At 73.7% G+C, this 11,665-nt stretch carries 8 protein-coding genes; 1 reads left to right on the top strand and 7 read right to left on the bottom strand.

The window, feature by feature from the left end; all coding sequences use genetic code 11:
• On the top strand, positions 1-1,054 hold a 1,054-nt coding region (locus tag EBO15_RS25310; protein WP_147481638.1), incomplete at its 5' end, for a L,D-transpeptidase.
• On the opposite strand, the gene EBO15_RS25305 is transcribed toward EBO15_RS25310, so the two are convergent.
• The 7 genes from EBO15_RS25305 to EBO15_RS25275 form a co-directional block, all read right to left on the bottom strand.
• Entirely contained in the window at positions 1,051-3,051 is a 2,001-nt protein-coding gene (locus EBO15_RS25305; protein ID WP_199744794.1) for an APC family permease, read from the bottom strand. The two genes, EBO15_RS25310 and EBO15_RS25305, sit on opposite strands and share 4 nt — an antisense overlap.
• A 129-nt stretch (positions 3,052-3,180) precedes the next feature.
• Positions 3,181-4,734 (bottom strand): Na+/H+ antiporter, encoded by a 1,554-nt coding sequence (locus EBO15_RS25300; protein WP_122196931.1) that lies wholly within the window; start codon positions 4,732-4,734, stop codon positions 3,181-3,183.
• A 209-nt stretch (positions 4,735-4,943) separates the two neighbouring features.
• The gene (locus EBO15_RS25295; protein ID WP_122196930.1) at positions 4,944-5,279 is read right to left on the bottom strand and encodes an SdpI family protein; all 336 of its coding nucleotides are present in this window, start codon (positions 5,277-5,279) and stop codon (positions 4,944-4,946) included.
• A gap of 31 nt (positions 5,280-5,310) precedes the next feature.
• Positions 5,311-7,149: an APC family permease gene (locus tag EBO15_RS25290; protein WP_233616422.1), complete on the bottom strand. Its 1,839-nt coding sequence runs from the start codon at positions 7,147-7,149 to the stop codon at positions 5,311-5,313.
• Between the two features lie 153 nt (positions 7,150-7,302).
• Positions 7,303-7,980 carry a response regulator gene (locus EBO15_RS25285; RefSeq protein ID WP_122196929.1) on the bottom strand — a complete coding sequence of 226 codons (678 nt, stop codon included), beginning with the start codon at positions 7,978-7,980 and terminating at the stop codon, positions 7,303-7,305.
• Positions 7,977-10,715, bottom strand: a complete 2,739-nt coding sequence (locus tag EBO15_RS25280; protein ID WP_122196928.1) for a sensor histidine kinase — start codon at positions 10,713-10,715, stop codon at positions 7,977-7,979. Before EBO15_RS25280 ends, EBO15_RS25285 begins: the two co-directional genes overlap by 4 nt.
• 31 nt (positions 10,716-10,746) lie before the next feature.
• Positions 10,747-11,664 carry a potassium-transporting ATPase subunit C gene (locus EBO15_RS25275; protein WP_122196927.1) on the bottom strand — a complete coding sequence of 306 codons (918 nt, stop codon included), beginning with the start codon at positions 11,662-11,664 and terminating at the stop codon, positions 10,747-10,749.
• Position 11,665 lies beyond the last annotated feature (1 nt).

Genomic DNA, 11,665 nt, shown 5'->3' with positions numbered 1-11,665 from the left:
CGCCCGCCTGGCCGGCGCCGCCGCGCTCCCCGCGCTCGCCCTGTGCGGGTGCGGCAGCGGGTCCGCCGGCGCGTTCGACCACCCCGAAGCGATCGCGACGCCCGCCGCCGCCCCGGCCGACGACGGCTCCACACCGTCCCCGCCGGACCTGAAGGAGATGCGCGCCCGGACGTTCCGGATCAGCGCCGTGACGCCGCGCGAGGGCGAGGTCGTCGGGATCGGGATGCCCATCATCGTGACGTTCAGCCGCCCGATATCGTCCCGCGCGGACGTGGAGCGCGCGCTGCGCGTGCGGATGTCCCGGCCGGTGCAGGGCGGCTGGTACTGGGTGTCGTCCCGGCAGGTCGTGTACCGGCCGCGGGCCTACTGGCCGAGCGGCGAGCGGGTCACGCTGGACGCTCGGCTGAAGGGCCTCCAGGACGCGTCCGGGGTGCCCGGCGCGAAGGACGTGACCCGCGCCTTCCGCATCGGACGGGCCCGGGTCGGCGTCGTCGACACCCGCGCCCACCGCATGCGCGTGCGCGAGGACGGCCGCGTCGTCCGGACCACGCCGATCAGCGCCGGACGCGGCGGACGCCTCGCCTACACCACCACCAACGGCGTCCACCTGGTCATGGGCAAGAGCGATCCCGTGGTCATGACGTCCGCGTGGATGGGCGTGACCGACCCGAAGGACCCGCGCTACTACAAGCTGAAGGTGCGGTACGCGGTGCAGATCTCGGCGACCGGCGAGTACGTCCACTCCGCGCCCTGGTCGCTCGGTTCGCAGGGCCGGGCGAACGTCAGCCACGGCTGCGTCAACGCGTCCCCGGCGTTCGCGGCCTGGTACTACGCCCGGTCGCAGCGCGGCGACGTCGTCGTCGTCACCGGGACGAACCGTCCACTGCCGTGGACGAACGGGTACGGCTACTGGCAGATGTCCTGGGCTCGCTGGAAGGCCGGTTCGGCCGTCCGGGCTCAGCCCCAGCAGCCCCAGCAGTCGCTTCAGGACCCGGCGGGCCCGGAGCCGTCGCCGGGCACCGTCCGCCGGGCCCCCGCGGGCGGCTCCCGCTAGGACACGTGCACGCGCGGACGGCGGGACGGGTCGGGTTCGGCGCGGCGCAGGACCTCGCGGGTCACCGTGGGGACCTCGCCGTCCCCGAAGACCAGGAAGCGCAGCAGGTGGCCGAGCGGATGCCCCTCGGTCCAGTCGAAGTAGACGTTGGGCGGGACGCCGGTCCGCTCGCGCAGCGTCAGCAGCACGGCGGCGATCGTGTTCGGCACCACCGGGCCGGTGACCCGCAGCACCCGGTAGCCGTAGAGGACCTCGCCGCGCACGTCCAGATCCGCCTGGAAATCGGACGAGTCGGACACCGTGACCTCGAGGAACAGGATGTGCTGCTCCTCGGGCATCGGAATGTCGTCGCGCTGCGCGCACTCCTTGAGCGCGTACTCCTCGCGGTCGCGGGCCTGCGGCTCGTTGGCGATGATCCGCAGCGGGCCGTACCGCGCGGCGGCGTCCACGAGGCGCCCGGCCTCGCCGTCCAGCGCGACCGAGCCGATGCGCACCTCGAACGCGCGGTGGATCCGTGACGCGAACGAGGTGATGAGCATGCCCGCGATGAACAGCGACGCGATCTTGATGCCGTCCGGCCGTTCGACGACGTTGGCGCCGAGCGTGTAGACGAACACGGCCGTGATCACGCCGAAGCCGACGGCCGCCGCGCGGTGCCCGCGATGCCAGGCGGCGATGCACGAGGCGAACGCGGCGGACAGCATCAGCACCAGCACGCCCGTCGCGTACGCACCGCCCTGCTTGTCCACGTTCGCGTCGAACAGCCAGGTCACCAGGAAGGCGATGACCAGGAACACCAGGGTCAGCGGGCGGACGGCCGCCGCCCACTCCGGCGCCATGCCGTAGCGGGGCAGGTAGCGCGGGACGAGGTTGAGCAGCCCGGCCATCGCGGACGCGCCCGCGAACCACAGGATCGCGATGGTCGAGACGTCGTAGACCGTCCCGAACCCGCCGCCCAGGTACTCGTGCGCGATGTAGGCGAGCGCGCGGCCGTTCGCCGGGCCGCCCGCCTTGAACGCGTCCGCCGGGATCAGGACGGTCGTCGCGAAGCTGGACAGGATGAGGAACCCGCTCATGATCAGCGCGGCCGTGGTGAGCAGCCTGCGGGTCCCCCGGATGCGCCCGGCGGGCCTGGCGTAGGTGTCCGACGCGTCCCCGCGGATCTGCGGCATCACCGCGACGCCGGTCTCGAACCCGGACATGCCGAGCGCCAGCTTCGGGAACACCAGCAGCGCGACCCCGGCCATCGCGAGCGGCGAGGAGTGCGCGGCGCGGGCGGCGTCCCACCAGTCGCCGATCCGCACCGGATGCGTCACGACGTGCCCGATCGCCGTCGCCACGACGACCAGGTTCAGCCCGAGGTACACGACGACCAGGACGACCGCGATCCCGATCGCCTCGCGGAACCCCTTGAGGAAGACCCCGCCGAGCGCGGCCAGCAGCACCAGCGTGATCGCCATGGTCTGCCCGCGCAGGGCGGACGGCGCGAGCGGGTTGGCGACGAAGTGCGCCGACGCGTCGGCCGCGGACAGCGTCATGGTGATCATGAAGTCGGTGCAGGCGAACCCGAGCAGGACCAGGACGAAGAACTTCCCCGCCCACCAGGGCAGCAGCCGCTCCAGCATGGCGATCGAGCCGGACCCGTGCGGCGACTCGGACGCGACCCTCCGGTACACCGGCAGCGCGCCGAACAGGGTCAGCGCGACCAGGACGACCGTGGCCATCGGGGACAGGAGCCCGGCGGCGAGCGCGGCGATGCCGGGCTGGTAGCCGAGCGTGGAGAAGTAGTCGACGCCGGTCAGGCACATGACCCGCCACCACGCGCGGCCCTGGTGCTCCTCCGGGACCTTCCCGTGCGGGCCCGGGTGGCTGCCGCTCTGGTCGGTCAGGCCCTCCAGCAGCCAGGCGCGCCACCGGCGCGGCGGCACGGGCGTGGGCGCGGACACGGGTGTGGCTTCGCCTCCGGCCGCGCCGTCCCCGCCGTCCGCCCCGGCCATCGCCGCCTCCGTAACCCGATCGGTAACGGGGAGATATCCCGCGGGCGCCTCCCTTACGCGCGGACGGCCGCGCGGATCGGCGTGCGACACCGGCGATAGAGGGACAAATCGGGGCTAAGAGGTTGGCCATCAGCGGTCGAGCGCGGTGTCCTCCAGGTCGAGCAGGCGCTGCACCTCGCGGACGGTCGCCTCGCCGATCTCGCCGCGGTCGTGCAGCCGGTGCAGCTCGCCGGTCTCGGCGGCGATCAGGTCCCGGCGCAGCCTCCGGTAGTCGGCGAGGACGCCGTCGATCGCGTCGTCGCCGTCCATCCGCAGCTCGCCGCGCTCGATCCGGTCCTGGACGCCGACCCGCAGCCGCTCGATGACCACCGCCGGGGCGGCCTCCAGGTCCGCGAGCTCCTCCAGCCGGGCGCGCGCGGCCTGCGCGAGCCGCAGCCGGGCGAGCGCGAACTCGCGCCGCCCCTGCTCCTCCGGGACGACCAGCCGCGCCGCCCGCACCAGCGGCGCCAGCGTGAACCCCTGCACGACCAGCGAGATCGCGATGACGCAGGTGGCGAGGACGACGACGAGGTCGCGGCTGCCGAGCGGCCCGCCCGCGTCCGTGGCCAGCGGGATCGCGAGGGCGGCGGCCAGCGGGACCACGCCGCGCGCGCCCGCCCACGACACCACGGCGGGCACCTCCCACGACGGGCGCCGTCCGCCGCGCCATGCCTGGAGCGCCGACAGCGGGAACACCCACGCGATCCGGACGGCGACCAGCGTCGCCGCGAGCAGCACGGCGGGCACCAGGTAGGACGTCGCGGACCGGTGCAGCTCGCGGACGAGCGTCGGCAGTTCGAGCCCGATGAGGCTGAACACGACCGACTCCAGCAGGAAGACGACCGTCCCCCAGACCGCGCCGAGCTGGAGCCGGATCCCGGCGTTGGTCAGGGCGGGGGCCTTGCGTCCGAGCATCACGGCGGCGACCACGACGGCCGTGACGCCCGAGGCGTGCGCGGACTCGGCGAGGACGTAGGCGAGGTAGGGGGTGAGCAGCGCGATCACGGTCTCCAGCACCGGGTCCTCGGTGCGGCTGCGGATCAGCCCGACCACGATCGCGGTGACCGCCCCGGCCGCCGCGCCACCGCCCGCGAGCAGCGCGAACTCGCGCACCGCGCCCCCGGCCGAGAACGACCCGGCGACCGCCGCCGCGACGGCCAGCTTGTAGAGCAGCAGCGACGTCGCGTCGTTGAACAGGCTCTCGGCCTGGACGAGCGTCTGCACCCGGGGCGGCAGCGACAGGCGCCGTCCGAGCGCGGCGACCGCGACCGGGTCGGTGCTGGCGAGGACGGTGCCGAGCAGCAGTCCCATCGTCCACGACATGCCGGTGACCGACGCGGCGACCGCGCCGACGGCGGCGGCGGACGCGAGCACCAGGCCGACCGCGAGCAGCGCGACCGGACGCCACACCGCGCGCAGCATCCGCCAGGACATCTCCTCGCCCGCCGCGTACACCAGCGGCGGCAGGACGACCAGGCTGACGACCTCGGGCGGCACCCGGACGGCGGGCAGCCCCGGCACCAGCCCGACCAGGACGCCCGCGACGACCAGCAGGGACGGCGCCGGGACGCGCAGCCGCCGGGCGCCGACCGCCACCACGGTGGCGAGGACGACGAGCCCCAGGACGATCTCGATGCTGCGCATGGCGGGCGGCGGCCTCCGGTCCGGTCTCCCTCACGGGAGTACGACGAAAGAACGCCGACCAGACTTCCCGGCACACCGGAAGGGACCGTATCAGCAGGATAGTGGCCGAGCCGCCACGAAATCGGACACGCGCGGCCCTGGTGACGGGCCCCGCCCACCCCAGACGGGGCCCGTCACCAGGGCCGCGCGTGCCCGGTCGTTCAGTCGCGTCAGCGGACGCGGTCGCGGTACGCCGTGTGCCCGATGTAGACGGCGACCAGGGCCAGCAGGACGCAGAGGACCGCTCCCGCGAGGGTGGCCGTCATCCGCACCGTGCCGGACCCGGCGGCGGCCGTGACGGCGCCGCCGATGAGCAGTGCGAGCCCGCCCGCGGTGAGCCAGGGCCCGCCCGCGCGGTGCACGATGTCCCAGGCCTCGTCGCTGGACATGGACGTGCGGGTGCGGATGCCCACGAAGGCGTTGCGGCGCAGCCGGCCGGACGCCGCCGCCAGGCCACTGGCCAGCACGGCCACGCCGGCGACGGCCAGCACGATTCCCTCGATCATGGTTTCCCTTCTCGGCCTTCTCGGCGGCGGGTCAGTGGACGGGCTGCGGGCTGCGGCGGTGCTCGTCGCGCGGGGCGACGCGGAACCGCATGCGGCAGATGACGCTGTCGGTGTCGCGGCGGAGGGCGTGGGCGAGGACGGCGCCGCGCTGGTTCTGCAGGACGCGTTCCCACACGTGCTCGGGCTCGACCTCGGGGATCAGGACGAAGACCTGGCTCTCACGGACGCCGCGCACGTACTCGACGATCGGCTCGACGAGGCGGCGGCGCTCATCGGAGATCACCACAAGATCCACATCCGGGTTCCACCTCTCCCACTCTGCCATGAACCGCACGTGGTCCTCCTCCTCGTCCGGGTGGACGACGCGGACCGCGACGACCCGGTCGCCGAGGCTGAGCGCGGCGGCGAGGGCCTGCCGGGTGAGCGTGCTGACCCCGGCGACCGGGACGACGACCAGCGCGCGGCCGGGACGCGGCGGCGCGGGGACGCTGCCGAGGGCGAGCCGCTCGCCGATCCGGTCGTAGGCGTGGTGGACGCGCTGCATGACCAGCACGAGCACCGGGACCATGACGAGGATGAGCCAGCCGCCCTCCAGGAACTTGGTGGCGGTGACGATCACGGCGGCGACGCCGGTGAGCAGCGCGCCGAAGCCGTTCAGGGCGAGCCTGCCCTGCCAGCCGCGGGGGCGGTCCGTCCACCAGTGCCGGACCATCCCGGCCTGGGACAGGGTGAACCCGACGAACACCCCGATCGCGAACAGCGGGACGAGGGTGTTCATGTCGCCGTTCGCGGCGATGAGCAGCGCGGCCGCTGTGAGTGCGAGGAAGCCGATGCCGTACCGGTGCACCTGCCGCTGGGCGCGCAGGGCGAACAGGTGCGGCAGGTTGTTGTCGGCCGCGAGCAGCCGGGCCAGGACGGGCAGCCCGCCGAACGAGGTGTTCGCGGCGAGCGCGAGCAGCACCACGGTCGCGAACTGCACGACGTAGAACGGCGCGCCGTGCCCGAGGGACGCCTCGGTGACCTGCGACAGCACGGTCACCCCGGAGACCGGCCGGATGGAGAACCGCTCGATCAGCACCGCGATGCCGATCAGCATGACCGCGAGCAGGCCGCCGAGCGCGACCTCGGCGCGCTGCGCGTGCCGCGCCCTCGGCCGCCTGAACGAGGGGACGGCGTTGGCGATCGCCTCGACGCCGGTCAGCGCGGCGCAGCCGTTCGCGAACGCCTTGAGCAGCAGCAGGACGCCGACGGTCTTCAGGCCGTCCGCCTGCGCCTGGACGGCGTGCTCGGTCACCACCGTGTGCTCGGACACGATCGGGTGGTCGCGGAACAGGCCCGCGACGACCACGGTGAGGATCGCGGCCACGAAGATCACCGTCGGCCCGACGAACAGCCGGGCGCTGCTGGCGATGCCCCGGTAGTTCACGGCCGTGATCAGGGCCAGGACGCCCAGGCAGAGCGACAGCGTGTACGGCAGCAGTCCGGGGACGGCGGAGGTCAGCGCCGCGACGCCGGCCGCGACCGACACCGCGACGTTCAGCACGTAGTCCACGACGAGGGACGCGGCCGCGACCAGCGACGACCGCCGGCCGAGGTACCGCTTGGCGACCCCGTAGGCGCCGCCGCCCTCGGGGAAGGTCGCGATCACCTGGCGGTAGGAGACCGTCAGGACCGCCAGCAGCCCGGCGATGGTGAGCGTCACCGGGAGGGTGAACCCCATCCCCGCTCCCCCGGCCAGGGCCAGGACCAGGACGACCGCCTCCGGGCCGTACGCCACCGACGCCATCGCGTCCAGGGACAGGGCGGCCAGGCCGCCGACCACTCCGAGCCGATGCCGTTCCTCGGCACCGTCACCCACGAGCTCCACCACGCACTCTCCTCACCGGCACCTTTTGCCGGTTCCATGCCGATCGTGCACCTTGTGGGCTCTTTGTGGGGCCGGTCTTAACGCGTTCCGAACGACCCGCCCGCCAGTCCTGACACGTCCTTCACGGGACGGCGCCCGAATCGGGGAAGCGGCAGGTCAGGGCTCGAAGCGGTAGCCCATACCGGGCTCGGTGATCAGATGGCGCGGGCGGGACGGGTCGTCCTCCAGCTTGCGGCGCAGGGACGCCAGGTAGACGCGGAGGTAGTGCGTCTCCTTGACGTGGCCCGGGCCCCACACCTCGGTGAGCAGCTGCCGCTGCGGGATCAGCTTGCCTGGGTTCCTGACCAGCAGCTCCAGGATCCCCCACTCGGTCGGCGTGAGGTGGGTCCGCTCCTCCTCGCCGGCGGTGACGGTCTTGCGGGCCAGGTCGATCGTGTGGCGGCCGAGCCGCACGGACGGATGGTCCTCGTCCAGCGGCGCACGGCGGGTGATGGCGCGGATGCGGGCGAGTAGCTCGTCCACGCCGAACGGCTTGGTCACATAGTCGTCGGCGCCCGCGTCCAGGGCGTCGACCTTGTCCTTGGACCCGGCGCGCCCGGACAGCACGATGATCGGGACGCGGCTCCAGCCGCGCAGCCCCCGGATCACCTCCACGCCGTCCAGGTCGGGCAGGCCGAGGTCCAGGATGACCAGGTCGGGATGCCAGTCGGCGGCCTGGGTGAGCGCCTGCCCGCCACCGGTCGCCACGGTCACCTCGTAGTGCCTGGCGCGCAGGTTCAGCCGGAGTGTCGCCAGGATCTGCGGCGAGTCGTCCACTACCAGGACGCGCGTCATCGTTGCCCCCGTTCGTTCGATGTGTCCCTGCCGTCCGAGGTGTCCCTGCCGTCGTCGCGGCGGTGCCGGAAGGCGGCCACTCGGTCCAGCATCAGCGGGTCCGCGGCGGCCGGGTCGGTGGCCGAGGGGTGGTGCGAGGGGTGTTGCGAGGGGGCGGTGCGCTCGTCCGCCTCGTGCGCGCGCGGGTCGGGCGCGTGTGCGGTGGGCAGGGTGAGCACCATGGTCAGGCCGCCGCCGGGGGTCTCCTCGATGGCGATCGAACCGCCCATCGCCTCGGCCAGGCCACGGGACAGCGCGAGGCCGAGGCCGACGCCGGTGTGGTTGTCGCGGTCGCCGAGCCGCTGGAACGGCTCGAAGACCCGGTCGCGGTCCCCGGGCGGGATGCCGGGGCCCCGGTCGATCACGCGCAGCTCCAGCCGGTCCGCGAGGGCGCTGGCGGTGACCAGCACCTCCGCGCCGGGCGGGCTGTGCCGGACGGCGTTGGAGATCAGGTTGACCAGCACCCGCTCCAGCAGGGCCGGGTCGGCGAGCATCTCGGGCAGCCCGGCCGGGACGCGGATGTCCACCGGCGCGTCCCCGAGGTCGTCCCCGAAGTCGTCCAAGGCGCGCGGGACGGCGTCCTCGGCCGCGATCGGGCTCAGCGACATGCCGAGCGACCCGGCCTGGAGGCGGCTCATGTCGAGCAGGTTCGCGACGAGCCGGTCCAGCCGGTCCAGGGACTCGGCGGCCATCGCGGCCAGCTCGTCCTGGTCCTCGATCGACCAGGTCACGTCCGGGCTGCGCAGCGACTCGACGGCCGCCTTCGCCGAGGCCAGCGGGGTGCGCAGGTCGTGGCTGACCGCGTTGAGCAGCGCCGTCCGCATCCGGTCGGCGGCCTCCAGCGGACGCACCTGCCCCGCGGTCTCGGCGAGCCGCTGCTGCCGGAGCGCGACCGCCGCCTGCGCCGCGAACGCCTCCACGATCCGGCGGTCCTCGGCGGGCAGCGTCCGGCCGCGCAGCACCAGCGCGAGCGCGCCGTCGTCGAGCAGGACGTCCGCCTCGCCCTCGTCGGGCGTGGTGCACGGCTCGCCGCCCGCGGTCGCCACGATCGTCCAGCGGGAGGGGTCGCGGTTGTCGTCCGGGCCGTCCTGGTCGGTGCGCTCCAGCAGCGTCACCGTGGTCAGCCCGTAGGTCTCGCGCAGCCGGTCCAGGATCGCGGCGAGCGGGCGGTCGTCGCCGCCGCGCAGGATGTCGCCCGCCAGCGTGGACAGCACCTCGGCGTCCGCGCGCGCCGCGGCGGCCTCCCGGCCCCGGCGCGCGGTGAGGTCCACGACGGTCGACACGGCCAGCCCGACGATCACGTACACCACCAGCTGGAGGATGTTCTCCGGTTCGTTGATGGTGAACTCGTAGACCGGCGGTGTGAAGTAGTAGTTCAGCAGCATCGACCCGCCGACCGCCGCGAACAGCGCGGGCCAGAACCCGCCGAACAGCGCCACCCCCACCACCGCCGCCTGGAACAGCAGGATGTCGCTGGCGAGCGAGAACTCCGGGCGCATCCGGTCCAGGACGAACGTGAGCAGCGGGAACAGCACCGCGGTCAGCGCGAACCCGGCCCGCCGACGCTCCAGCGGGACGCCCCACGACGTGCGCAGCGCCTTCCACCGGCGCCCCTGGTTGACCTCCTCGTGCGTCACCAGGTGGACGTCGATCGGCCCGGACTGCGCGGTCGTCGTGACGCCGACGCCGCGCGAGAACAGCTGCGCGACGCGTCCGCGCCGGGACGCCCCGAGCACCAGCTGCGTCGCGTTCACGCCGCGCGCGAAGTCCAGCAGCGCGTCCGGCACGCTGGACCCGACGACCTGGTGGTAGCTGCCACCGAGGCTCTCCACCAGCGTCCGCTGCCGGGCGAGCGTGGCGGGGTCGGCGCCGGTGAGGCCGTCGCTGCGCGCGACGTGCACGGCCAGCAGGTCCGAGCCCTTGGTCCGCGCGGCGATCCGCGCGGCCCGGCGGACCAGGGTGTCGCCCTCCGGGCCGCCGGTGAGGGCCACCACCACGCGCTCCCGGGCCTCCCACGTCCGCTGGATCTCGTGGTCGGCCCGGTACCGGTCGAGCTGGTCGTCGACCTTGTCGGCCAGCCAGAGCAGCGCCAGCTCGCGCAGCGCGGTCAGGTTCCCGATCCGGAAGTAGTTGCCGAGCGCGGCGTCGATCTTCTCGGGGGCGTAGACGTTGCCGTGCGCCATCCGGCGGCGCAGCGCGTCCGGGGTCATGTCGACCAGTTCGACCTGGTCGGCGCGGCGCACCACCTCGTCCGGCACGGTCTCCCGCTGCGGGACGCCGGTGATCCGCTCGACCACGTCGTTCACCGAGTCCAGGTGCTGGACGTTCACGGTGGACACGACGTCGATCCCGGCGTCCAGGATCGCCCGGACGTCCTGCCAGCGCTTGGCGCGCGCCGAGCCCGGCACGTTGGTGTGCGCGAGCTCGTCCACCAGCGCGACCCGGGGACGCCGGGCGATGACGGCGTCCGCGTCGAGCTCGGTGAAGGTCGTGCCCCGGTACTCCATGACCCTGCGGGGCACGACCTCCATCCCCTCGAGGAGCTCGGCGGTCCGGGGCCTGCCGTGGGTCTCGACGTATCCGACGACCACGTCCGTGCCGCGGTCCCGCCGGCGCCGTCCCTCCGACAGCATCGCGAACGTCTTCCCGACGCCCGGCGCCGCCCCCAGGTAGACCCGCAGCCGACCCCGCCCCATCGTTCCTCCCGACTCCTCCCCTGCCGCCGGCCTACTTGACCGGGTACCGCCGGTCGAGGGCCAGGTTCAGGTCGAGCACGTTCACGCGCGGCTCGCCCATGAAGCCGAGGTCGCGTCCGGTCGTGTACTTGGCGACGAGCTTGCGGACCGCCGCCGGGTCCGCGTGCCGGGCCTCGGCGACCCGCTTGACCTGGATCGTCGCGTAGGCCGGGGAGATGTGCGGGTCGAGTCCGGAACCGGACGCCGTGACCGCGTCCGCCGGGACGGCGGGCTTGTCCGGAGCGTCGCCCCTGACCGGGACGATCAGGCCCTTGGAGTAGTCCTCGCCGTACTTCGCCAGCTCGACCTTGACGCCGTCGTAGGACGCGACGAACGGCGTTTTCACCACACCCTCCTCCTCGTTCACGCTGACCACACGGGTCGGGTGCGGGACCTTGCCCTGCCGGTCACGGTCGCCGAACACGGCGAGCACCGCGCCGACACCGCTGTCCTTGGTGCAGAACGGACGGCCCCCGTCGACGCCCTCCAGCTCGCCGACCGCCCTGCTGCGGGTGCAGACGGTGGTCAGCAGGCCGGTCTTGGCGTTCGGGTCGGGCTTGTCCGCCGCGATCAGCTTCGGGTCGGGCAGCGTGTCGACGACGCTCTCCGGGCCGAGGTTGCTCGCGCCGGACGCGGTCGGGTCGTACCCGTCGCCCGCCGCCGACGGACGGCTCTGGAAGTACTTCTTGATGGGGTTGCCGAGCTTGTCGGTGTAGGACTGCCCGATCAGCGAGCTGCCGACCGTCCGGCCGTCGGCGGAGATCAGGGACCCCTGGGCGTGCGACCGCAGGCCCGGGACCTGGGCGACGCCCCACACCGCGAGCGGGTAGGCGACGCCGAGGACGACCGTCAGGACGAGCAGGGCGCGGACGGCGGCGAGGTGCTGCCGGATCCAGCTTGGAATACGCATG

Origin of the sequence: Actinomadura harenae (assembly GCF_003696215.1) — a bacterium.
GTDB lineage: Bacteria > Actinomycetota > Actinomycetes > Streptosporangiales > Streptosporangiaceae > Spirillospora > Spirillospora harenae.
This window is presented reverse-complemented; position numbering and strand designations above follow the sequence as displayed.

Coding starts and splice junctions, on each gene's coding strand:
- EBO15_RS25285 (WP_122196929.1), bottom strand. CDS start 7,980: ATGACGCGCGTCCTGGTAGTGGACGACTCGCCGCAGATCCTGGCGACA.
- EBO15_RS25300 (WP_122196931.1), bottom strand. CDS start 4,734: ATGCGCAGCATCGAGATCGTCCTGGGGCTCGTCGTCCTCGCCACCGTG.
- EBO15_RS25295 (WP_122196930.1), bottom strand. CDS start 5,279: ATGATCGAGGGAATCGTGCTGGCCGTCGCCGGCGTGGCCGTGCTGGCC.
- EBO15_RS25305 (WP_199744794.1), bottom strand. CDS start 3,051: ATGGCCGGGGCGGACGGCGGGGACGGCGCGGCCGGAGGCGAAGCCACA.
- EBO15_RS25280 (WP_122196928.1), bottom strand. CDS start 10,715: ATGGGGCGGGGTCGGCTGCGGGTCTACCTGGGGGCGGCGCCGGGCGTC.
- EBO15_RS25275 (WP_122196927.1), bottom strand. CDS start 11,664: ATGCGTATTCCAAGCTGGATCCGGCAGCACCTCGCCGCCGTCCGCGCC.